General features: G+C 71.5%; 20 protein-coding genes, 3 tRNA genes and 1 pseudogene. 11 read left to right on the top strand and 13 right to left on the bottom strand.

What is annotated here, in order from left to right:
- Nucleotides 1–68 precede the first annotated feature (68 nt).
- From tadA to ACZ4Z4_RS32350, 7 genes are all read left to right on the top strand, one after another.
- Entirely contained in the window at nt 69–500 is a 432-nt protein-coding gene (gene tadA / locus ACZ4Z4_RS32380; protein ID WP_468335561.1) for a tRNA adenosine(34) deaminase TadA, read from the top strand.
- Between the two features lie 71 nt (nt 501–571).
- Nucleotides 572–659: transfer RNA gene (locus ACZ4Z4_RS32375), tRNA-Ser, on the top strand.
- Between the two features lie 379 nt (nt 660–1,038).
- Nucleotides 1,039–1,218, top strand: coding sequence for a hypothetical protein (locus tag ACZ4Z4_RS32370; RefSeq protein ID WP_150169725.1), 180 nt, complete (start codon nt 1,039–1,041; stop codon nt 1,216–1,218).
- A gap of 37 nt (nt 1,219–1,255) precedes the next feature.
- Nucleotides 1,256–1,549 carry a Dabb family protein gene (locus ACZ4Z4_RS32365; protein WP_125513835.1) on the top strand — a complete coding sequence of 98 codons (294 nt, stop codon included), beginning with the start codon at nt 1,256–1,258 and terminating at the stop codon, nt 1,547–1,549.
- Nucleotides 1,550–1,790: 241 nt separating this feature from the next.
- A complete protein-coding gene (locus ACZ4Z4_RS32360) occupies nt 1,791–2,615 on the top strand; it encodes an RNA polymerase sigma factor SigF (RefSeq protein ID WP_468335315.1) in 825 nt (274 codons plus the stop codon).
- A gap of 244 nt (nt 2,616–2,859) precedes the next feature.
- Nucleotides 2,860–3,723, top strand: coding sequence for an RNA polymerase sigma factor SigF (locus ACZ4Z4_RS32355; RefSeq protein ID WP_468335312.1), 864 nt, complete (start codon nt 2,860–2,862; stop codon nt 3,721–3,723).
- Between the two features lie 628 nt (nt 3,724–4,351).
- The gene (locus ACZ4Z4_RS32350; protein WP_468335309.1) at nt 4,352–4,594 is read left to right on the top strand and encodes a hypothetical protein; all 243 of its coding nucleotides are present in this window, start codon (nt 4,352–4,354) and stop codon (nt 4,592–4,594) included.
- Between the two features lie 204 nt (nt 4,595–4,798).
- On the opposite strand, the gene ACZ4Z4_RS32345 is transcribed toward ACZ4Z4_RS32350, so the two are convergent.
- Complete coding sequence (locus ACZ4Z4_RS32345; protein WP_468335306.1) at nt 4,799–5,002, bottom strand: hypothetical protein; 204 nt, start codon at nt 5,000–5,002, stop codon at nt 4,799–4,801.
- Nucleotides 5,003–5,177: 175 nt separating this feature from the next.
- Between ACZ4Z4_RS32345 and ACZ4Z4_RS32340 the strand changes: the two genes are divergently transcribed.
- From ACZ4Z4_RS32340 to ACZ4Z4_RS32330, 3 genes are all read left to right on the top strand, one after another.
- The gene (locus tag ACZ4Z4_RS32340) at nt 5,178–5,681 is read left to right on the top strand and encodes a MarR family winged helix-turn-helix transcriptional regulator (protein ID WP_468091561.1); all 504 of its coding nucleotides are present in this window, start codon (nt 5,178–5,180) and stop codon (nt 5,679–5,681) included.
- A gap of 97 nt (nt 5,682–5,778) precedes the next feature.
- Nucleotides 5,779–8,256 carry an MFS transporter gene (locus ACZ4Z4_RS32335; RefSeq protein ID WP_468335303.1) on the top strand — a complete coding sequence of 826 codons (2,478 nt, stop codon included), beginning with the start codon at nt 5,779–5,781 and terminating at the stop codon, nt 8,254–8,256.
- Between the two features lie 246 nt (nt 8,257–8,502).
- Complete coding sequence (locus ACZ4Z4_RS32330) at nt 8,503–9,324, top strand: YceI family protein (protein WP_468335300.1); 822 nt, start codon at nt 8,503–8,505, stop codon at nt 9,322–9,324.
- A 91-nt stretch (nt 9,325–9,415) separates the two neighbouring features.
- Here ACZ4Z4_RS32330 and ACZ4Z4_RS32325 read toward each other — a convergent pair whose 3' ends face one another.
- The 12 genes and pseudogenes from ACZ4Z4_RS32325 to ACZ4Z4_RS32270 all read right to left on the bottom strand — a co-directional run bounded on the left by ACZ4Z4_RS32325 (nt 9,416) and on the right by ACZ4Z4_RS32270 (nt 20,721).
- Complete coding sequence (locus ACZ4Z4_RS32325; protein ID WP_468335297.1) at nt 9,416–10,192, bottom strand: TetR/AcrR family transcriptional regulator; 777 nt, start codon at nt 10,190–10,192, stop codon at nt 9,416–9,418.
- Between the two features lie 107 nt (nt 10,193–10,299).
- Nucleotides 10,300–11,802, bottom strand: a complete 1,503-nt coding sequence (locus tag ACZ4Z4_RS32320; RefSeq protein WP_468335294.1) for an MFS transporter — start codon at nt 11,800–11,802, stop codon at nt 10,300–10,302.
- 90 nt (nt 11,803–11,892) lie between these two features.
- Entirely contained in the window at nt 11,893–13,932 is a 2,040-nt protein-coding gene (locus ACZ4Z4_RS32315) for an ArnT family glycosyltransferase (RefSeq protein WP_468335291.1), read from the bottom strand.
- Nucleotides 13,929–15,248: a bifunctional glycosyltransferase family 2/GtrA family protein gene (locus ACZ4Z4_RS32310; RefSeq protein ID WP_468335288.1), complete on the bottom strand. Its 1,320-nt coding sequence runs from the start codon at nt 15,246–15,248 to the stop codon at nt 13,929–13,931. The genes ACZ4Z4_RS32315 and ACZ4Z4_RS32310 overlap by 4 nt, the downstream gene beginning before the upstream one ends.
- Nucleotides 15,249–15,274: 26 nt before the next feature.
- On the bottom strand, nt 15,275–16,843 hold the full coding sequence (locus tag ACZ4Z4_RS32305; protein ID WP_468335285.1) for a sensor histidine kinase: 1,569 nt from the start codon (nt 16,841–16,843) through the stop codon (nt 15,275–15,277).
- A complete protein-coding gene (locus ACZ4Z4_RS32300) occupies nt 16,840–17,589 on the bottom strand; it encodes a response regulator transcription factor (RefSeq protein ID WP_398301659.1) in 750 nt (249 codons plus the stop codon). Before ACZ4Z4_RS32300 ends, ACZ4Z4_RS32305 begins: the two co-directional genes overlap by 4 nt.
- A gap of 97 nt (nt 17,590–17,686) precedes the next feature.
- Nucleotides 17,687–18,040, bottom strand: a pseudogene (locus ACZ4Z4_RS32295) (amidohydrolase family protein); the annotation flags it as partial.
- Between the two features lie 84 nt (nt 18,041–18,124).
- Entirely contained in the window at nt 18,125–18,469 is a 345-nt protein-coding gene (locus tag ACZ4Z4_RS32290; protein ID WP_468335282.1) for an antibiotic biosynthesis monooxygenase family protein, read from the bottom strand.
- Between the two features lie 147 nt (nt 18,470–18,616).
- A complete protein-coding gene (locus ACZ4Z4_RS32285; RefSeq protein ID WP_468335280.1) occupies nt 18,617–19,489 on the bottom strand; it encodes a DUF2797 domain-containing protein in 873 nt (290 codons plus the stop codon).
- An 86-nt stretch (nt 19,490–19,575) separates the two neighbouring features.
- A complete protein-coding gene (locus ACZ4Z4_RS32280) occupies nt 19,576–20,259 on the bottom strand; it encodes a hypothetical protein (RefSeq protein ID WP_468335277.1) in 684 nt (227 codons plus the stop codon).
- 84 nt (nt 20,260–20,343) lie between these two features.
- Nucleotides 20,344–20,416: transfer RNA gene (locus ACZ4Z4_RS32275), tRNA-Arg, on the bottom strand.
- Nucleotides 20,417–20,630: 214 nt separating this feature from the next.
- Nucleotides 20,631–20,721: transfer RNA gene (locus ACZ4Z4_RS32270), tRNA-Ser, on the bottom strand.
- A gap of 194 nt (nt 20,722–20,915) precedes the next feature.
- On the opposite strand from ACZ4Z4_RS32270, the gene ACZ4Z4_RS32265 reads away from it, so the two are divergent.
- A complete protein-coding gene (locus ACZ4Z4_RS32265; RefSeq protein WP_468335274.1) occupies nt 20,916–21,374 on the top strand; it encodes an SSI family serine proteinase inhibitor in 459 nt (152 codons plus the stop codon).
- The last annotated feature ends 88 nt before the right edge of the window (nt 21,375–21,462 follow it).

The raw sequence follows: 21,462 nt of genomic DNA, 5'->3' as shown, positions 1-21,462 counted from the left end.
ACCCGACCGACCAGACCACCGACCACACCACCGAGACCGATCCCGTACGCGACCGCTGGCGGGCGCCCATGCGGCTCGCTCTGGCCGAGGCCGAGCTCGCCGCCGAGGGCGGTGACGTCCCCGTCGGCGCCGTCGTGCTGTCCCCGGACGGCACGACGGTGCTCGCCGTGGGGCACAACGAACGCGAGGCGGCCGGCGACCCCACCGCGCACGCGGAGGTGCTCGCCCTGCGCAGGGCCGCCGCCGCGACCGGCGAGTGGCGGCTGACCGGCTGCACGCTCGTCGTGACGCTGGAGCCGTGCACGATGTGCGCGGGCGCGCTCGTGCAGTCCCGCGTCGACCGGGTCGTCTACGGCGCGCGTGACGAGAAGGCCGGAGCGGCGGGCTCCCTCTGGGACGTGGTGCGCGACAGGAGGCTCAACCACCGCCCCGAGGTCATCCACGGTGTCCTCGCGGACGAGTGCGCCACTCAGCTGACGGACTTCTTCCGCAAGCGCTGATCCGGGGCCTCGCGGGATCCGACGGGGAACGGATTTCTGTCCGCGGCCCACTTTGGGCTAGAGTTCCTCTCGGTAGCGTGTCCGAGCGGCCGAAGGAGCTCGCCTCGAAAGCGAGTGAAGGGTAACCCCCTTCCGTGGGTTCAAATCCCACCGCTACCGCTCTTCAACACGAAGGGCCCGACCAGCCGAGCTGGTCGGGCCCTTCGTCGTTTCGCGGCTCCCCTCAGTTTTGGGCGGGGGAAGCGGCATCGGGGGGACAGCCGCTTCCCCCGACGAGAACCGGGCCCTCAAGTCGACGCCGCCGTCGGGGGGAAGCGGACGGCGCGGACCCCGCAGTGGGGCCGGTTCCTCGCCCCGCGGACTCCTGCCAGATCCGCCGGGCTCACCACCCATCCTGCGTCGCGCGCCACCCGGGGAGCGCGGGCAAAGGGCCTCTGCTGCCGGGCCGTTGGTCCCTAAAAGCCCCGTCAGGAGCGTCCGGGTTAGACTCGCCGCCGTCACAGGGGTCACACGGGGCGCGGCAAGGGGAGGCCAGATCGTGGCAGTGCAGTGGAAGAAGCTCGGCCTCTTCGCGGTGGTCGTCTTCGTGCTCTACGTGATCATCACCGACCCCGCCAAGGCCGCCGACTACGTGCAGATAGGGTTCGAAGGCATTTCGAGCGCCGCTCAGAGCATCGGTGACTTCATGACGTGGGTCGCCAACGGAGGCAAGGACTGAGCGGCCGCCCGGCCCCAGCCCTCTCCAAGGAGCGCCCGTGATCCGCCATCTGGTCCTCTTCAAGCTCAACGACGGCGTCCGGCGCGACGAGCCGCGCGTGATCGAGGGCGTCAAGGCCTTCCGTGCCCTCGGCGAGCAGATCCCGGAGCTCACGTTCTGGGAGTGCGACTGGAACATCACCGACCGTCCCATCGCGTACGACTTCGCCATCAACTCGGCGGTCGAGGACACCGATGCGCTGAAGCGGTACATCGAGCACCCGGCCCACCAGGCGGGCGTCGCGCTGTGGCGCGAGTTCGCCACGTGGGTGATCGCGGACTACGAGTTCTGAGCCACCCGCCCCGCCGCCCCGCCCGCCGAACGGCCCCGCACCGCCATGGTGCGGGGCCGTTCCGCGTCGTACGCCCCAACTTGCCGCCAACACGGAGTTATCAGGTGCTTGCACACAGTGCACATGTCTTGTGATGCTATGACCGCTTTTGACGGATGAGTTGACCGAGGTCGACCGCGCGTCGACCGAGCTTGACTGTGCCTGACCGACAGTGCCTGTCTGAGAAGGGGTGGCGTTGACCGTGCCGGCCAGTACTGCGCCCGAAGCGCCGCCCGCGAGGACCGCACAGAGCTCCACGAGCACCCGGGGCGCCGACACCCGCGCCCTGACCCAGGTGCTCTTCGGCCAGCTCAAGGAGCTGGAGCCGGGCAGCCCCGAGCACGGCCGGGTGCGCGGCGCCCTCATCGAGGCCAACCTGCCGCTCGTGCGGTACGCGGCCGCGCGCTTCCGCAGCCGCAACGAGCCGATGGAGGACGTCGTCCAGGTCGGCACCATCGGGCTCATCAACGCCATCGACCGGTTCGACCCGGAGCGCGGGGTGCAGTTCCCGACCTTCGCGATGCCGACCGTGGTCGGCGAGATCAAGCGGTACTTCCGCGACAACGTCCGCACGGTTCACGTGCCGCGGCGGCTGCACGAGCTGTGGGTGCAGGTGACGGGGGCCACCGAGGACCTCACCACCGCCTTCGGGCGCTCGCCGACGACCGCGGAGATCGCCGAGCGGCTGCGCATCACCGAGGAAGAGGTGCTCGCCTGCATCGAGGCGGGCCGCTCGTACCACGCGACGTCGCTGGAGGCGGCCCAGGAGGGCGACGGACTGCCCGGCCTGCTCGACCGGCTCGGCTACGAGGACCCCGCGCTCGACGGCGTCGAACACCGCGACCTCGTACGCCACCTCCTGGTGCAACTGCCCGAGCGCGAACAGCGGATCCTGCTCCTGCGCTACTACAGCAATCTGACGCAGTCACAGATCAGCGCCGAATTGGGCGTTTCCCAGATGCATGTGTCGAGACTGCTCGCCCGAAGCTTCGCGCGCCTTCGGTCCGCAAATCGGATCGAGGCGTAACCGTATCGGGTGGAGTCCTGTCGGAGCTCTTCCCGACGGCCCTCTTTGCCGAAATGGCGCAGACCCCCTCTTTCCTGCACGGATGTCACTCTTGTTTGTCGACAAGTAACTACAGCGCGTTGCCGACATGTGACATTCTGCTGGAACCGCGTTTGCCGTAGCCCCACCTCCGGTATTCAGGTGGAGGCTGCGTTCCTCCGACGGGAGCGCCCGCCGCGACCGTCCGCGACCTCAAGGGGGTGGCATGTCCGCAGACCAGGGCAGCTCGAAGGTGCTCACGCTCACGCTCACCAAGAGCCCGAGCGAGTCCGCGCCCGACGCGCTTCACAGCTCACCGGCTTCGGAAGCCATCGACACCCGGACCCTGTCCCGCTCCCTCTTCCTGCGGCTCGCCACGCTCGCCCAGGACAGCCCGGAGCGCGTCTATGTACGGGACACGCTCATCGAGCTGAACCTCCCACTCGTGCGGTACGCCGCAGCCCGCTTCCGCAGCCGCAACGAACCGATGGAGGACATCGTCCAGGTCGGCACCATCGGCCTGATCAAGGCGATCGACCGTTTCGACTGCGAACGCGGCGTGGAATTCCCGACGTTCGCGATGCCGACGGTCGTCGGTGAGATCAAGCGCTTCTTCCGGGACACCAGTTGGTCGGTGCGCGTGCCGCGCCGCCTCCAGGAGCTGCGGCTCGCGCTCACGAAGACCAGCGACGAGCTCGCCCAGCGGCTCGACCGCTCGCCGACCGTGCCCGAACTCGCCCTCGCGCTCGGCGTATCGGAGGAGGACGTCGTCGACGGCCTCGCCGTCGGCAACGCGTACACGGCCTCCTCCCTCGACTCACCCACCCCCGAGGACGACGGCGGCGAGGGCTCCCTCGCGGACCGCCTCGGGTACGAGGACACAGCCCTGGAGGGCGTGGAGTACCGCGAGTCCCTCAAGCCGCTGCTCGCCAAACTCCCCCCGCGCGAGCGCCGCATCATCATGCTGCGCTTCTTCGCCAACATGACGCAGTCGCAGATCGGCGAGGAGGTCGGCATCTCGCAGATGCATGTGTCCCGGCTCCTGACCCGGACGCTCGCGCAGCTCCGCGAGGGCCTCATCTCGGACTGAGGCGCCAATGCGGTGCGCAGTGGCTCGTGTTGCTGACGGGGTTCCGAATTGACGGGCCGTCAGCCACACTGGCGCGATGCGACGTGGCGTACGGAACGTGCTCGGAGCGGGTGCCGCCGTGCTCTGCCTCGGCGGGCTCCTTTCCGCCTGCGGCGACGGCGGCGGCGAGGGTTACGTGGCGACCGGGGCGGCGGGCTCCTCCCCGGGAGGCGACCGGGCCCCCGACGAGCCGGTGGGTCCGACGGCCGACGTCCGGCTGATCCCTCTTGAGGGAGCGGAGGGGGCCACGCGGGGCCCTCGGACTCCTCAGACCCCTCGGTCCCCTGGCTCGGGTGACGGAGTGAAGGGTGGCCGCGGCGATGACTCGGAGGGGAAGTCATCGGGCGGTGATTCGAGGTCGAGGGGTACGGGTGGGGAGTCGGCGGCGCCGCCGACAGGGTCCTCGGGGGTTCCTGGTGGGGAGTCCCGGGAGGGGACGGGTGCGCCCGGTACGCCGGGATCCGGCAGCCCGGGTACCCCGGGTACCCCGGATAACCCGGATAGCCCTGACAAGCCGCCGAGCGGGCCCGCGAAGCTCAGCTTTGGTGATCCCGAGCGCGAGCCCGGGGACAAACGCTGGTGCGACAAGGTGACCGTCGTCTTCCGCAACACCGGTGGCTCACCGGTCCGCGCCGGAACGGTCACCCTCGGTACGCACATCATCGGCGCGCTCGGCGTCGACTGGGCCACGATCGAGTCGACCGTGCAGCTGCCGGCGCCGATCGGTCCCGGGCAGAAGATGGAGAAAACCTGGCCGGTTTGCGTCGACGCGTGGCGGGTTCCGCTCGGTATGCATGTGGAGACGCGGGACGTGGCTGTGCGGTGGCGCTAGCGCGCCGGGGGCCGTATGCGTCCCGGGGGGCGTCTGCGGGTGCGTGGGGGCTGGTCGCGCAGTTCCCCGCGCCCCTAGGTGGTCCGCAGCGGCCCCAGCCGTCAGGTGACCCGAGCGAGGTTCTGGTCAGGGGCGCGGGGAACTGCGCGAGCAACCACGACATACCCGCACCCGAAGACGAGACCTGAACCCGCCCGGACGCCGTCAGGCCAGCGCCAGCCAGGCCACCCCCGCCACGACGGCAATCGCGAGGATCACGCCGACGATCAGACCCACACGCGGGCCGGAAGAGGAAGTCGCCGCCTCCCGGCGGCCACCACGCGGCGCCTCATCGACGAACGCGCGGAACATCTGCGTGCTGCCTGCGGGATCGGGGTTGCCCTGGTTGCCCTGGGGGTTGTGTGCCATGGAGCAGGACCCTAGCGAATCCACCGCCATCGGCCCAACCCTCTCTGGCCAGGGACTTTACGAGCGGGGCCCCAACGCTTTGCCGACTCTTTAGTCCGATGGGCCCTTTTTAGTTTGCCTTCAGCAACCAACTGCTCTTATCGTTGCCCTAAGCAACAAATATTCAGGAGGTGCCGTGGCCGCGCAGCGACAGTACGAGGAGCTGGCCCGACAGCTCAGCGCCATCGGTGCCGTGAAGCGCGGCCTCGGCCGGGGTCTCCCCCACGACTGCCCGGCCGGATCCGCCGCCGTACTCATCCTGCTCGACCGCCACGGCGCGATGCGGATGAGCAGGCTCGCGGAGCTGCTCGCCGTCGACATGTCGGTGACCAGCCGGCACGTCGCCCACGTCGCGGAGAAGGAGTGGATCGTCCGCGATCCCGACCCCGCCGACAAGCGGTCCCGGATCCTGCGGCTCACCACCGGAGGCAAGGCCAAGGTGGACGAGCTCTCCGAGCTCTCCATCCGGACGCTCACCCACTATCTGCACGACTGGACCGACGACGAGGTCGTCCAGCTCAGCACGCTGCTCGCGCGCCTGCGTGACAGCTTCGGGGACTGCCGCGCGGCTTCGGCCCGGCTCTCCCCTTCCCCCCACGACGTACAGACCACGTCGGAGACCACCCGTACACCCGCGTAAGAAAAGGAATTCCATGGCAACAACCACACCAGCCGGTGTGCGGGGCAGCCATGCCAAGCACGGAGCTCACCACGGTCACCCCGGTGAGAACGCTCCGATGACGCACCGGCAGATCATGGAAGCGCTGTCCGGGCTGCTGCTCGGCATGTTCGTGGCGATCCTCTCGTCGACGATCGTCTCCAACGCCCTGCCCGAAATCATCGGCGACCTCGGCGGCGGCCAGTCCGCCTACACCTGGGTCGTCACCGCGTCGCTGCTCGCGATGACCGCGACGACGCCCCTGTGGGGCAAGCTGTCCGACCTCTTCAGCAAGAAGGCGCTCGTACAGATAGCCCTGATCATCTACGTCGGCGGCTCGGTCGTCGCCGGTCTCTCGCAGAGCGCAGGGATGCTGATCGCCTGCCGCGTTGTGCAGGGCATCGGCGTGGGTGGCCTCTCCGCCCTCGCACAGATCGTGATGGCCGCGATGATCTCCCCGCGCGAGCGCGGCCGGTACTCCGGCTACCTCGGCGCGACCTTCGCCGTCGCCACCGTCGGCGGTCCGCTGCTCGGCGGTGTCATCACCGACACCTCGTGGCTCGGCTGGCGCTGGTGCTTCTACGTCGGCGTGCCCTTCGCGATCATCGCGCTGATCGTCCTCCAGAAGACCCTGAAGCTCCCCGTCGTCAAGCGCGACGTCAAGGTCGACTGGGCCGGCGCCTTCTTCATCAGCGCCGCCGTCTGCCTGCTCCTCGTCTGGGTCACCTTCGCCGGTGACAAGTACGACTGGATGTCGTGGCAGACCGCTGCCATGGTCGGCGGCTCGGTGCTGCTCGGGCTGATCTTCGTCTTCGTCGAGTCGAAGGCGAGCGAGCCGATCATTCCGCTGCGGCTCTTCCGCAACCGCACCATCACCCTCGCCTCGCTCGCCTCGCTCTTCGTGGGTGTCGCGATGTTCGCGGGCACGGTGTTCTTCAGCCAGTACTTCCAGCTGGCCCGGGGCGAGTCCCCGACGATGTCCGGCGTGATGACGATCCCGATGATCGGTGGTCTGTTCGTCTCCTCCACCGTCTCCGGCCAGGTCATCACCAAGACCGGCAAGTGGAAGGCGTGGCTGGTCAGCGGTGGCGTGCTGGTGACGGCGGGCCTCGGTCTGCTCGGCACCATCCGGTACGACACCGAGTACTGGCACATCGCGATCTTCATGGCCCTGATGGGTCTCGGCATCGGCATGATGATGCAGAACCTGGTCCTCTGCACGCAGAACCAGGTCGCCCCCGAGGACCTCGGCTCCGCCAGCTCCACGGTCACCTTCTTCCGCTCCCTGGGCGGTGCGATGGGTGTCTCGGCGCTCGGCGCCATCATGTCCACGCGCATCACCGACTACGTCAAGGACGGCATCGCCGACCTCGGCCCGAAGGCCGCGGCGCAGTTCGGCCACGGCGGCACGGGCGGCGGCGGCATCCCGGACCTGGACAAGATCCCGGAGCCGTTCCGCACGGTCATGGAGAGCGCGTACGGGCACGGCATTGCCGATGTCTTCCTGATCGCCGCGCCGATGGCGCTGATCGCCTTCCTGATCACGCTGTTCATCAAGGAGGTTCCGCTGCGCACCTCCGGCGGGCTCGCCCAGGCCGCCGGTGAGACGGCGGACGCCACGGCTCCGGCCGCCTCCCCGGCCACCGCTCCGGCGGCTACCGCCGAGCAGCCGGTGCTCGCCTCCGTCGCCTCCAGCACCTCGGACACCGAGGCCGGCCCCGACGGCACGCAGCGGCTCGCCGCCGTGGCATCGGCCGCGGAAGCGGGTTCCGGTTCCGGTCTGCCGCCGGTCACGAACGGCATCCCGGTGCACGGCTTCGTGCGCGGCGCCGAGAGCGCGCCCGTGCCGCGGGCCGCCGTCACGCTGATCTCCCTCGGGGGACGGCAGCTCGGCCGCTCGGTCGCCCAGGGCGACGGCGCCTACACCGTCGACGCCCCGGGCGCGGGATCGTACGTGCTGATCGCCTCCGCCGACGGCTTCCAACCGCAGGCCTCGACCGTGGTCGTGGGCGAGGACGCGCTGTCGTACGACATCCTCCTCAGCGGCACCAGCGGGCTCAGCGGCCTCGTGCGCGACGCCGACAGCAAGCTGCCCGTCAGCGGCGCCATGGTCATCGTGACCGACGTGCGCGGTGACGTCCTCGCCACCGGACTCTCCGGCGAACAGGGCGAGTTCACCTTCGCCGAGCTGGTCCCCGGCACCGTCACCATCGCGGTGAACGCCGCGGGACACCGCCCGCTGGCGCTGCCCGTCGAGGTCGGCGGCACCGGGGTCACCCGGGTCGAGGTCGAGCTCAACTCCGGCGCGCGGGTGCTCGGCACGGTGCGCGCGGGCGGCGGCCCGCTGAACGACGCGCGGGTCACGCTCGTCGACGCCGCGGGCAACGTCGTCGCCACCGCCACCACCGGTGCGGACGGGGCGTACGCCTTCACCGACCTGGACAGCGGGGAGTACACGGTCATCGCGACCGGGTACCCGCCGGTGGCCACGGGCCTGACGGTGGCCGGCAGCGGCGTCGAGGGCCACGACATCGAGCTCGCCCACCCGGGCGAGTGACCTGACCCCGGCCCGTGGCCGCGGACGTGCTTCGAGCGGAGGCGCGGCGGCGGCCCCGGGCCGGTCGTGGGGAGGGCCCCCGGGCCGGCGGTGGCATTCATGGCAGGGGACGGCCAGCCACCGCCGCCGGGGGCCGCCCGCGTTCCGCGGAGCCCGCGCGGCCTGCACCAAGCGTGAACGAACGTGAGCTGGGACTGACTGTGAGGCTTCCGACCGGATCGGAAGCCCGGCAAGGAGTAAAACGGGATGGGACTCAACGCTCGGATCCGTACGCGTGACGGGTGGGCCGTGCCCCACGCCGTCGTCACGGTGACCGACATGACCGGGGCACAGGTGCTGCGGGCGGACGCGGACGCGGAGGGCGTCGTGCGGGACGGGACGGCGCTCGCGGCCGGTCCGTACACCGTCATCGTCACCGCCGTCGGCTACGCGCCGGTCGCCTCCACCGCGCTCGTCACCGCCAGCGGGCGGGCCGAGGTCGGCAACGTCGTCCTCGCCCGGCAGGGCGGCACGGAGCTGCCCCCGCCCGGTGCGTGGACCGTCGACCCCGCGCACTCGACCGTGGGCGCCGTCGCCCAGCACCTCGGGATCACCAGCGTGCACGGGCGGTTCCTGGAGTTCGGCGGGCGCGTCGAGATCGCCGAGGACGTCGAGAAGTCGCGGGTCGAGGCGGTCATCCGGGCGGCCTCGATCGACACCGGCAACGGCATGCGGGACGGCCACCTGAAGTCGGCCGACTTCCTGGACGTCGAGCAGTACCCGGAGATCACGTACCGATCGAGCGGGCTGAGCCCCGTGGGCCACGACCGGTGGACGGTCCACGGCGAGCTGGGCATGCACGGGGTCGTGCGCCCCGTCGACCTGGACCTCAGCTACCTCGGCATCGGGGCGGACCCGTGGGGCGGCACACGCGCCGCCTTCCGCGCCACGGCGGAACTGCGCCGCGAGGACTTCGCCATGAACTACAACCAGGTGGTCCAGGCGGGCATCTCGGCGATCGGCACGACGCTGCGGGTGGAGCTGGACATCCAGGCGGTGCAGGGCGAGAGCCTGCCGCAGGCGGGCTGAGGACAGACGGGCTGAGGGCGGGCGGCGGGCGGTGGGCGGTGGGCGGTGAAGGCTCCTCTTCTTCGTCCCCGCCCGGGTCACACGTTCCTGGTCACGCGTTCCTGGCCAGGAGGGACTCGATGCCCGCGATCATCAGGTCGAGGGCGATCGTGAAGTCCCGGCCCCACATCTCCTCGACCGTGTCCCCCTCCCGCGCCGCCATGAGCTCGTCCGCGCTCTCCAGCAGCCCGTGCGAGGCCAGCTCGTCGCGGACCGTACCGACCGCCTCCCGGTAGTACTCCTCCTGCGTCATCCCCGCCTCCGCGCACCGCGCGATGTAGTGGCCCTCGATGGTGCCGAAGCCGTAGACGAACTGGAAGACCGCCGAGATCGCCCCGTTCTGCGTGTAGGCGGGCAGCCCCGTGTTGCGCACCGCGTTCTGGATGGCGAGGGCGAAAGCGAGCCAGTTGGGGCCGATGTTGAGGAAGCGGCCGACCAGCGGTGACACCCAGGGGTGCCGGATCAGCGTCGCCCGGTACTCGTCGGCCAGCGCGCGGAGCTGTTCGCGCCAGCTGTCGGGCGACGTCTCCGTGTCGGGGAGCCGCATCTCGCCGCACACCGAGTCGAGGGCGAGCTCCAGGAGGTCGTCCTTGGTGTCGACGTACCAATAGACGGACATCGCCGTGACGTTCAGCTCCCCGGCGAGTCTGCGCATGGAGAACTTGTCGAGCCCCTCCGCGTCCAGGAGGCGGACCGTGGCCCGGGTGATGCGTTCCCGGTCGAGGCCGTTCGGCTGGTCGCCCTTGCGGCCGCCGCCGCGAACCGTCCTGGCCTGGAGCCAGACACTCGCCCGCGCCGTGTTCTTCGTGCGGCCGGCTGCCTTCGCCATGGCGCACCTTCCTCGTTGGTCCTCGGGCCCGGAGCCGTTGTCTCCGGGTGGGGGCGGCGTGGAGAGGGCGGACCGTCCGGAACCGGCTGGTCCGCCCTTCCCCGATGCTATGCCGCTGTCTTACCCACGGAGTCTGCCCTCTCCGCCCTGCGCAGCAACGCCGCCGCCAGCATGCCGCCGACGAGCACCGCCGCCGCGCCCACCAGCTGGCTCGTCTCAAGGCCCGAGGAGAACGCGTCGGCGATCCGCTCGCGCTCGCCCGTCGACTTCGCCGCGGCCATGGCCGCCGGGAACGACGCGGCGGAGACCGCGACGAGCGATGCGAAACGGGAGTTGAGGACCGCGCCGAGCACGGCGACGCCCAGACCGTTGCCGAACTCCGCGAGCGTGCCGTTGATGCCCGCGCCCACGCCCGCCTTCTCCGGCGGGATGGCGCTCATGATGGCGTTGGCCATGGCCGGCATGGCGAGCGCGATGCCCGCGCCCATCACGATCAGGCCGAACAGCAGGCCGTTGTAGTTGTCGCCGCCGAGCACCGCTATGGCCGCGAGACCCGCGGAGAGGAGGGTCATGCCGGACATGATGGTGACGGGTGTGCCGAGCTTGGCGTGCAGCTTCGCGCCGAGGCCCGCCAGGTTCAGGGCCACGATGGTCACCGCGAGCGGCGCCGTGCGCAGCCCCGCCTCCAACGGCTCGTACCCGAGCACGAACTGAAGGTGCTGGGTGAGGAGGAAGAGCGAGCCGCTGAGGCCGAAGGCGACGAGGATGGCGCCCGCCACGGCCCCGATGAAGCGCTGGTTGCGGAAGAAGTGCATGTCCAGCATCGGGTACGGGGTGCGCAGCTCCCAGAGCGCGAACGCGCCGAGCACCAGCAGGCCGACCGTGGCGGAGAGCAGGACCTGCGCCGAGGTCCAGCCGTGCTCGGGGCCGGAGATGATCGCGTAGACCACCGCGGCCATGCCGATCGTCGAGAGCAGCGCGCCGAGCAGGTCGGGGCGGTCGCCCTGGGGGTTCTTGGACTCGGGGACCAGCTTCAGGACCGCGGCGAGGCCGAGCAGCGCCACGGGGATGTTGATCAGGAAGATGGAACCCCACCAGAAGTGGTCGAGCATGAAGCCGCCGAGCAGCGGTCCGGCCGCGAACCCGAGGGAGTTGATGGTGGCCCAGAGGCCGATCGCCTTGACGCGCTCCGTGTCGTCGAAGATCTGCACGACGACCGCGAGGGTGGTGGTCATCAGGAGCGCGCCGCCGATGCCCATGCCCGCGCGGGCGGCGATGAGCTGACCGGAGCTCTGGGCGAGGCCGGCCGCCAGCGAGCCGATGCCGAACAGGGCGAGGCCCGCGGCCAGCATCTTCTTGCGGCCGTAGCGGTCGGCGGCGCTGCCCGCGGTGAGCAGCAGGCCGGACTGGACCAGTGAGTACGCGTTGATCATCCACTGGATGTCGGACGTGGACGCGTCCAGCTCCCGGGTGAGGGAGGGGATCGCGACGCTGAGGACGGTGTTGTCGAGCAGCACGGTGAGCTGCGCCAGGCAGATGACGCCGAGGATCAGCCAGCGCTGCGGGTGCCTCTGCGAGGCGGTGGGGGTCGCGGCGGTCGTCGCCGTCATCTGCCCTCCCTTTCCGGGATTGCCGTTCTACGGTGTACGGGGTGGTGCGACTTACACCGTAGAACGACTCCCGTACGGCGTACAAGGCAATTACGTCGAGGGGGTCGTCAGGTCGTAGAAGGTGATGCTGCCGGCGCTGCCCACGGTGACCTTCTTGTACGTCGACTCGACCCAGGAGGTGATCGCGGTGGCAGTCCCTTGGGCGCCGCCCGGGCCGCCCGTGCCGCTCGCGATGAAGTAGTGGATGTCGCCGTCCGCCACGTACTTCTTGAACTGCGCGAGGGCCGGTGCCGGATCGCTGCCGTTGAAGCCGCCGATCGCCATCACGGGCTCGCCGGTGGCCAGTTGGTAGCTGGCCGCGTTCTGGGAGCCGATGGCCGCGGCGGCCCACGTGTGGTCCTCCGCGTCCGCCGCCAGCAGCTGCTTCGCCTTGGTGGAGACCTGCGCGCCGTTCAACAGCCCGCCCATGCCGCCACCACCGCCCGCGCGCCGCTCACCCGGCCCGCCCCGGGGCATACCGCCACCCGGCGCGGGCACGCCCTGCGGCACGCCGTTCCCGCGCTGGCCGGTGGCCGCGCCCGGTCCACCCGGCCCACCCGGTCGCCGCGGACCGCCGCCCATGCCACCCGCCGAAGCCGGTCCCGCCGTCACGATCGACCCCGTGTGCGCGCTGTCCACGGTCGACAGGGTGTACGCCACCGGACCCGCCAGGGACGCGAGCAGGCTGACGCCGAGCGCGGCGAGGGCCGGTCCGCGGCCGAGGCGGCCCGCCACCAGCAGGCCCACCGTCCCCGCGACCCCCGCCGCGAGCACCGCCCACCGCAGCCACGGCAGGTGGTCCGGGACCCGGCCGAGCAGGACGTACGCCCAGACCACCGTGGACACGACCGCCGCCCCGAGCACCGCCCGCGCCCACCGCGCGGCCCGCTCCTCCCACAGGACCGTGGCGCCCATGCCGACGAGCGCGGCGATGTAGGGAGCGAGGGCCACCGTGTAGTACTGGTGGAAGATCCCCGCCATGAAGCTGAAGACCGCGGCGGTCATCAGGAGCGCACCGCCCCACGCCACGAACGCCGCGCGGGCCGTGTCCGCGCGGTGCGCCTTGCGGGTGAGGACGAGGCCCGCCACGAGCAGGATCAGCGCGGCCGGCAGCAGCCAGGAGATCTGGGCGCCGACCTCGGAGCCGAACATCCGGCCGATGCCGGTCTCACCCCACTGACCACCTCCCCCGCCGGGGCCGCCGCCCCCGCCCACGCTGCCGGTCTCCTCGCCGTTGATGCGGCCGAGGCCGTTGTAGCCGAACGTCAGCTCAAGGAAGGAGTTGTGCTGCGAGCCGCCGATGTACGGCCGTGAGGACGCCGGCCACAGTTCGACGACCGCCACCCACCAGCCTCCCGATACCGCCATCACACATGCCGACAGGGCGAGTTGGGCGAACCGCCTGCGCGGGCGCCCCGGCGCGCACACCGCGTAGAGCACCGCGAGCGGCGGCAGGATCAGGAACGCCTGCAACGTCTTGGTGAGGAAGGCGAGGCCCACGGCGGCGCCCGCCCACACCAGCCACTTGGTGCGGCCGTCCTCCAGGGCGCGCAGGACGCAGTAAACCGTGACGGTCATCAGGAGGGTGAGCAGCGCGTCCGGGTTGTTGAAGCGGAACATCAGCGCGGCGACGGGCGTGAGCGCGAGGACCGTGCCCGCGAGCAGTCCGGCGGCGGCACTGAAACGGCGCCGCACCGCCGCGTACAGCACGCCGACCGTCGCGACCCCCATCAGGACCTGCGGGACAAGGACGGCCCAGGAGCCGAGGCCGAAGAGGCGCACGGAGAGCGCCATCGGCCACAGCGACGCCGGGGGCTTGTCGACGGTGATGGCGTTGCCCGCGTCGAGGGAGCCGAAGAAGAAGGCCTTCCAGCTCCGGCTGCCGGCCTGGGCGGCGGCGGAGTAGAAGGAGTTGGCGTAGCCGGACGCGCTGAGGTTCCAGAGGTAGAGGAGCGCGGTGGCGAGCAGCAGCCCGAAGAGGGCGGGGCGCGCCCAGCGGGGGTCGTCGGCCCTGCCGCGCCACAGCCGGCCGGGCAGCGCACCGCCCGGCAGCCGGTGCGCGGACCCCGCGGCGGCGGTTGTCGCGGTCATCGTGCGCTCCTCGGTCCGTCTGAGTCTGAGGGGGTGCTGTGGGAGGAGGCTTCGTGGGAGGGGGTGTCATGGAAGGCGGGGGTGTCCGGGAACACCCACGCCCGCAGCAGCAGGAAGCGCAGCACCGTCGCCGCGAGATTCGCCGCGATCAGGACCGCGAGCTCCGTGGAGTGCGCGGGCTCGCCGGATGCCGCGCCGAGGGCCGCGAGGGAGCCGCTGGTCAGGGCGAGGCCGATGGCGAAGACGAGGAGGCCCTGCGCCTGGTGGCGGACCGCGCGGTGCCTGCCACGTACCCCGAAGGTGAGCCTCCGGTTCGCCGCGGTGTTGGCCACCGCCGACACGAGGAGGGCGAGCGCGTTGGCCGCCTGCGACCCCGTGAACGTACGGAAGCCGCTGTAGAGGAGGAGGTAGCAGACGGTCGACAGCGCGCCGACCGCGCAGAAGCCGACGAGCTGGCGGGGGAGGCCACCGGGGACGCCGGTGAGCTGTCCGTCCCGCGGATCGTCGCCGAAGGGCCGGGCGAGACGGTCGAGCGGCAGCGCGCCGACCGCGAGCGCCCGCCCCACCCGCCACACGCCCTTGAGGTCGTCCGCGGCCGTCCGCACGATGTGGACCGTCGAGTCCGGGTCGTCGACCCAGTCGACCGGCACCTCGTGGATGCGCAGCCCGGCGCGCTCGGCGAGGACCAGCATCTCGGTGTCGAAGAACCACCCCGTGTCCTCCACCAGCGGCAGCAGCACCCGCGCCACATCGCCGCGGATCGCCTTGAACCCGCACTGGGCGTCGGAGAAGCGGGCGTGCAGCGAGCCGCGCAGGATGAGGTTGTACGCGCGGGAGATCAGCTCGCGCTTGGGCCCGCGCACCACCCGTGAGCCGCCCGCGAGGCGCGAGCCGATCGCCAGGTCCGAGTGGCCCGAGATCAGCGGGGCGACGAGCGGCAGCAGCGCGTTGAGGTCGGTGGACAGGTCGACGTCCATGTACGCGAGGACCGGCGCGTCGGACGCGGACCAGACGGCGCGCAGGGCCCGACCGCGGCCCTTCCGGTCGAGGCGCACGTGCCGCACCTCCCGTACGGAGGCGGCGAGTTCGGCGGCGATCCGCGGAGTGCGGTCCGTGGAGGCGTTGTCGGCGACCGTGATGCGGAAGGGGTAGGGGAAGGTGCGGGCGAGGTGGTCGCGCAGCCGCAGGACGCACGGCCCGAGGTCCTTCTCCTCGTTGTGGACCGGGATCACGACGTCCAGGACCGGCGCGTCGCGCCCTGTGGCGGGGAGGTGGTCCCGCGACGGCAGGGCCCCCGGCGGAGTGTCGGTTCGCATGCGGCCGACACTCGCCAAGCGGGCTGTCAGGGCTGTGTGGTGAGGCTGTGGTCCGGCTGTGAGGGGTCGGCGTCGGCGTTGGTGTCCCCTTCGGGGGATGTGCTGCGCACCGCCGGGAGCGTGACGGCGAACACCGTACGCCCCGGCACGCTCTCGACGGTCACCGTGCCGTCGTGCGCCGTCACGATGGCCCGTACGAGAGCGAGGCCGAGCCCTGTGGACCCCGCCCGGCGCGAACGGGACGCGTCGCCGCGGGCGAACCGCTCGAAGACCGAGGGCAGGAGCGCGGGCGGTATGCCGGGCCCGTCGTCCTGGACCTCCAGGCGCACGCGTGGCCCGGCCGCGTACACCCGGGCCGTGACCGTCGTGCCGGGCGGGGTGTGCGTGCGGGCGTTGGAGAGGAGGTTGACGACGACCTGGTGCAGGCGCGCGGTGTCGGCGCGCACCAGGGCCGACTCGGCGGGCTCGGCGGGCAGTTCGAGGCGCCAGACGTGGTCGCGCCCGGCGGCCCGCGCGTCGCTGACGGCATCGGCCACGAGCGGTGCGAGATCACTGCTCCGGTACGAGAGCGGCTGCTCCGCGTCGAGTCGCGCGAGCAGCAGCAGGTCCTCGACGAGCCCGGTCATCCGCTCGGCCTCGGACTCGATCCGGCCGAGCGCGTGCCGCGTGTCGGGCCCGGTCGTCTCCCGGCCGCGGCGCGTCAGCTCGGCGTACCCGCGGATCGAGGCGAGCGGCGTCCGCAGCTCGTGGCTGGCGTCCGCGACGAACTGACGTACCCGCGTCTCGCTGCGCTGGCGCGCGTCGAGCGCCGAGTGGACGTGGTCGAGCATGCGGTTGAGCGCGGCGCCCACCTGCCCGACCTCCGTGCGCGGGTCGGCGTCGGGCGCGCGCTCGTGCAGGGCGACTTCGCCGCTGTGCAGGGGCAGTTCCGCGACGCGGGTGGCGGTCGTCGCGATGCGGCGCAGCGGGCGCAGCGCGACGCCGACCATGGCGGCACCGGCCAGCGACGCGGCGACAAGGCCCGCCGCGGTGACGCAGACCTCGACGACGACCAGCGTGTTGAGGGTGTTCCGCACCTTGGCGGTCGGCAGCCCGACGAGGAAGTCGCCCTTGTGCCCGGTCGCGTACGTCACGCGGTACTCGCCGAGCCGGGGCACGTCCACGTTGTGCGGCTGGCCGTCCCTCGGCACGCCGGCGACCGCCGCGACCTGCGCGGCGTCCAGCCGCGTCGCGTCCGGCACCGTGCCGCCGCCCTCATCCTCAGTGCTGACGAGGGCACGTCCTACCGAGTCGGCGTGCACCTCGGCGCCGAGCGCCCCGATCTCCTGCGGGCCCCGGGTGACGAAGTCCAGCGGGTCGTCGTCCGTGCCCGGGCCTTCGCCGGGTGCGGGCGGCAGCTTGGCGCCGCCGGGCGCGGCGGTGGGCCCCGCCGCCCGCTGCGCGACCCCGCCGAGCGCGCCGTCCAACTGCTCGTACAGATGTGACTTGAGGGCGATGGTGGTGACGATCCCGATGACCGCGCACACCACGGCGATCAGTGCGACGGCGGAGAGGACGAGCCGCGTCCGCAGGGTTCCCCGGCCGGGACCTCTCACGCGGAGACGGGCACGGCGGCCTTGATCAGATAGCCCGCCCCGCGCCGCGTGTGGATCATCGGCTCACGGCCCGCGTCGATCTTCCTGCGCAGATACGAGATGTAGAGCTCGACGACGTTGGCCTGGCCCCCGAAGTCGTAGTTCCACACCCGGTCGAGGATCTGCGCCTTGCTGAGCACGCGCCGCGGATTGCGCATGAGGTAGCGCAGCAGCTCGAACTCGGTGGCGGTGAGGTGGATGCTGTCGCCGCCCCGCGTCACCTCGTGGCTGTCCTCGTCGAGGGTCAGGTCCCCCACGACCAGCGTCGACTCGCTGCGCCGGTCGGCGGCACCGGCCCGCCGGATGAGGCCGCGCAGCCGCGCCACGACCTCCTCCAGGCTGAAGGGCTTGGTCACGTAGTCGTCGCCGCCGGCCGTGAGCCCGGCGATGCGGTCCTCCACCGCGTCCTTCGCGGTGAGGAACAGCACGGGCACGCTCGGCATCTCGCGGCGCAGTCTGCCGAGCAGGGAGAGCCCGTCCATGTCGGGCAGCATCATGTCGAGCACCACGGCGTCGGGGCGGAACGCGCGCGCGGCCCGCACCGCGCCCGCGCCGTCGGCCGCGCTGCGGATCTGCCAGCCCTCGTAACGCAGGGCCATGGACAGCAGCTCGGTGAGCGACACCTCGTCGTCCACGACGAGCACGCGGACGGGGCTCCCGTCCGGCCTGAGCAGTTCGGTACGCGCCTGAGGCGTGGTCGTGGTCATGTCCCACACCCTGCGGCGCGCCCCTGAGAGCACTCTTGCGCGAACCTGTGAATTCCCTGAGAAACGGCGCGGGGGGCCCAGATCCGCCAGGCGCGCCGACGAGCCGGGCGACCGGCTCGGGCCCGGTGTGCTTGCCGGGCTCCGGGCCGGAGCCGCAGTGCATGACCACCGGCACCCCGGCCTCGGCGAGCAGGCCCCACACCGGGTCGAGCAGCGCGTCGTTCGGGTCGTACCCGCCCACCTGCACATGCGCCTTGAAGACCCGCGCACCCGCCTCGACGGCCTCCCTGACATACCGGTCCACGCCCGGCTCCGGGAAGAACGTCGCGGTGTGCAGACAACCGGGCGTACGCCGCGCGAAGTCGGCGGCCCAGCCGTTGAGCCACTCCGCCATGCCCGCCTTGTGCGGGTACACCATCGAGGTGAAGGCCCGCACCCCGAACTCCCCGAGCCGCTCCCACACCCCCCGCACGGCGAGCCCACCAACTTCCGCCCCGCCTACCGCCCCGCCTTCCGCACCCCCTCGCCCTCGCCTCTACTCCCGCACAAAGCCGTGACTCCTCTCGACCTTCGCGACGTGCAGGACGTACTTCTCGTACCAGTCCTCGCGCCCGCGGCGCTGCGCCGCGCGGTGCTCCATGTTGCTCCGCCAGGCCTTGATGGACTCCTCGTCGCGGAAGTACGAGACGGTGATGCCGAGCCCGCCGGGCGTACGGGCCGACTCTGTACCGAGGAAGCCCGGTACGTCCGCGACGAGTTCGTCCATCCGGTCGGCGGTCTCGCCGTAGCCGTTGTCGCCCTCGGTACGCACGGAGGAGAAGACGACGGAGTAGTAGGGAGGTTCGAAGGGCCCGACAGGACCGGTGCTGTGATCACTCATGCCGCCACACTCGGCCCCACACCACACCCACGTCCACCCTTTCGCCCCGCCCTTGCCCAACGGTCGACCGGACTTGACCATTCGGTCAGCAAGCCGGCCGGGCGACGGCGGCAAACCGGCCGTACGACCGGTCAGAGGGCCGGCCGGTCAGAAGAGCCCGTCCTGTCCGGCGCCACCACCCCCGGCACCGCCACCTCCCCCGCCCGCGGCCTCCACAGCCCGCACCGGCACAGAGACCTCCGCCCCCGCGTCCGCCGCCACCAGCTCCCACCCCACGAGCACCCGCGTGTCGACCACCAGCGCGCCGCCGCCCGCGGTCTCCAGGTGGAGGTCGGGCCCGGCCGCGGCGACGAGCCGCCCCGTGACCGCCCCACCGTCGACCATCTCCCGCACGACCCCACCCCCTGACGCGAGCGCGCCGAGCCCGAACACCTCAGCGTGGTCAACGGCCTCGAAGGCCACCCGTTCCAACGCCTCGGCCCACCCGTCGAGCGCCACGGCCGCGCGGTACAGCTCGGCCAGCTCACGCGTGCGCTCCGGCCGGGCGGGGAGCGCCGCCCGCACCGCGCGCTTGCGGGCGTACGGCACCCGGTCCGGCACCCCGAGCGCCGCCCGCAGCAGCTCCTCCGTACGCCGCGCCGCCATCAGCGGCCCACGCCCCAGCCAGCAGAACGCCACCGCACCCTGTTCCAGGAGCCGCACGGCACCCCGCTCCTCCGCGGTGATCCCGACCTTCACCAGCCCGGCCCCGAACCACGCGAGGTACACCCGGTACGTACGCGGATCGTCGGGCACACCGTCCGCCGCCACCGAGAACATCCGGTCGAGCCGCGCGCACTCCGCGCAGCGCGCCTGCGTGGCCGTGCCCGGCACGACGGCCCGCAGCGGACACGGATTCCCCCGCGCCCCCACGCACCGCCGCTCACCCACGGCCCGGAACCCGATCTCCGTCCCGTACGCGAGGGCGCTGCGCCGGCCGCCTTCCCACCGCAGCACAGGCTCCCCGCCCGGCCACTCCATCCCCGCGACTCCCTCTCCGAACCCCTTCGAGCCCGTCCGAACCCGTGCCGACCTGGAAGAAGACGATCTGGCCCTGTTAGTCGCGTCTACACGGGCTGCGGCAGTACCACCGCGGGCAGCTGTCCCTGTTCGACTGCGTCCCGGTCGATCCGGATGCCGCTCAGGCTGCCGACGGCCCGGTACACGGCCGGCGCCCAGTCCGACAGGCCCATCTCCGACCACGGACGGGCCGGAGGAGCGAGCCGGGCATGGACGGCACCGTGAGCAGCGAGCCTGTCGTCAAGAACGGACAGGCGAGCCGCGGTGTCTTCGGGAAGCGCGGAGTATCCGTCCCGGAACGCCGTGCCGAAATCGGCCGACCATGCCATCCGGTCATCGGCCGGAGAGGAGTAGAGGATCACGGCAGGCGCATCGTGGCGGTTGAGCGTCACGCACACCATCTCCTCTCCTTCACGGGACAGAACGTCATCGTTGTCGAACCGGGAGAGGAACACCGTGGCCGCGTCCCCGTCCTCCAGGACAAAGGACCAGTCACCACTGGTTCCGACCATGGCGACCGACCCTTCGACGTCGTCCGGGATGGTGTAGTCCCGGTACGCGACCGGCGTACCGGTCGTGACAGCGCCCAGGCGGTCGAGCCACGAGGACGTGCCGATGCCGCGTATCGCGGTCAACGAGATCCCGTCACGCATACCCGGTGTGTCGCGAGACGGCACGTCGGCGCAGGCGTGCTCACCGATCCAGGAGAGGTCGTGGTGGTCGTTGTGCACACCCCGACGGTATCCGTCAGTCACTGCCGTCAAGACAAAAGCCAGAGGCCCTGTGGATCACTCCACAGGGCCTCTGGTCTGCTGTGCACTCGGCAGGATTCGAACCTGCAACCTTCTGATCCGTAGTCAGATGCTCTATCCGTTAAGCTACGAGTGCTTGTTTTTTCTTTTGTTTTCGTCTCCGCTCCCCGGCCTTTCGGCCCGCTCGCGGCGACAGGAAGAACATTACATGACTGCCGCCGTCATGTGAAATCCGTTCGCCCGACCCCTTGTGAGCTGCGAAAACACCGCGGAAACACCCCTCAGCGCGGCGGGCGGCCACTACGCGCCGAAGCCCCGGTCCAGACGGACCGGGGCTTCGGATCATGCTGCGGAGGCGGAGGGATTTGAACCCTCGATGGGCTTTAAGGCCCAAACCGCATTAGCAGTGCGGCGCCATAGACCGGACTAGGCGACGCCTCCAGCTTGCACACCTGCGCGAGCGCGGGGGGTGCGTGCAGATGATGACACAGCCGAGCGGTCTGTCACCAATCGCGGACTCCACGGTACTAGCCGCGCGGCCCGCAGGGCAAAGCGTTTCGCCGCACCGCAACATCGCGCGGCGTACGGCGTTAGTCCCGTAGAGCCAACCGTCCCGCCGACTCGTGGAGCCAGCAATGCTGCGTCGTCTCGTCCTCACCGCCGCCGCCTCCGTCACCGCCCTGTCCGCCCTCTCGGCCCTGTCAGCCTCTCCCGCCACCGCGCACGCCACCGCCCCGGGCACCCCGGGCGCGCACCTGCCCGCCCCCGCCGACCGCCTCACCGTGACGGTCTCCGGCGCGGGCGGCGCCCACGACGGGACGTACAAGCTGAACTGCCACCCGACGGGCGGCACCCACCCGGACGCGGCGGGGGCGTGCGAGCGGCTCCGGGAAGTCACCGTCTGGGGGACCGACCCGTTCGCGCCCGTGCCCAAGGACGCGATGTGCACGATGCAGTACGGCGGGCCCGCCACCGCCCGCATCACGGGCACCTGGCAGGGCCGGCCCGTCAACGCCACGTACGACCGGAGCAACGGCTGCGAGATCGGCCGGTGGAACGCTCTCGTGCCGGTGCTGCCCGCGACCTCCGCGTGACCAGGCAGTACCGAAAACTCACATCTTCTGCGTGCGACCTCCCTCTCATCCGGCGTCGCGCGCACAACCACTCCCCGTAGACTCCCTC

This window comes from Streptomyces sp. NPDC030245 (assembly GCF_055572995.1).
This window is presented reverse-complemented; position numbering and strand designations above follow the sequence as displayed.

Bases quoted from the DNA above. Each gene is read 5' to 3' on its own strand.
- tadA (WP_468335561.1), top strand. From the start codon at position 69: ATGCGGCTCGCTCTGGCCGAGGCCGAGCTCGCCGCCGAGGGCGGTGAC.
- ACZ4Z4_RS32355 (WP_468335312.1), top strand. From the start codon at position 2,860: ATGTCCGCAGACCAGGGCAGCTCGAAGGTGCTCACGCTCACGCTCACC.
- ACZ4Z4_RS32345 (WP_468335306.1), bottom strand. From the start codon at position 5,002: ATGGCACACAACCCCCAGGGCAACCAGGGCAACCCCGATCCCGCAGGC.
- ACZ4Z4_RS32335 (WP_468335303.1), top strand. From the start codon at position 5,779: ATGACGCACCGGCAGATCATGGAAGCGCTGTCCGGGCTGCTGCTCGGC.
- ACZ4Z4_RS32330 (WP_468335300.1), top strand. From the start codon at position 8,503: ATGGGACTCAACGCTCGGATCCGTACGCGTGACGGGTGGGCCGTGCCC.
- ACZ4Z4_RS32325 (WP_468335297.1), bottom strand. From the start codon at position 10,192: ATGGCGAAGGCAGCCGGCCGCACGAAGAACACGGCGCGGGCGAGTGTC.
- ACZ4Z4_RS32320 (WP_468335294.1), bottom strand. From the start codon at position 11,802: ATGACGGCGACGACCGCCGCGACCCCCACCGCCTCGCAGAGGCACCCG.
- ACZ4Z4_RS32315 (WP_468335291.1), bottom strand. From the start codon at position 13,932: ATGACCGCGACAACCGCCGCCGCGGGGTCCGCGCACCGGCTGCCGGGC.
- ACZ4Z4_RS32310 (WP_468335288.1), bottom strand. From the start codon at position 15,248: ATGCGAACCGACACTCCGCCGGGGGCCCTGCCGTCGCGGGACCACCTC.
- ACZ4Z4_RS32300 (WP_398301659.1), bottom strand. From the start codon at position 17,589: ATGACCACGACCACGCCTCAGGCGCGTACCGAACTGCTCAGGCCGGAC.
- ACZ4Z4_RS32290 (WP_468335282.1), bottom strand. From the start codon at position 18,469: ATGAGTGATCACAGCACCGGTCCTGTCGGGCCCTTCGAACCTCCCTAC.
- ACZ4Z4_RS32285 (WP_468335280.1), bottom strand. From the start codon at position 19,489: ATGGAGTGGCCGGGCGGGGAGCCTGTGCTGCGGTGGGAAGGCGGCCGG.
- ACZ4Z4_RS32265 (WP_468335274.1), top strand. From the start codon at position 20,916: ATGCTGCGTCGTCTCGTCCTCACCGCCGCCGCCTCCGTCACCGCCCTG.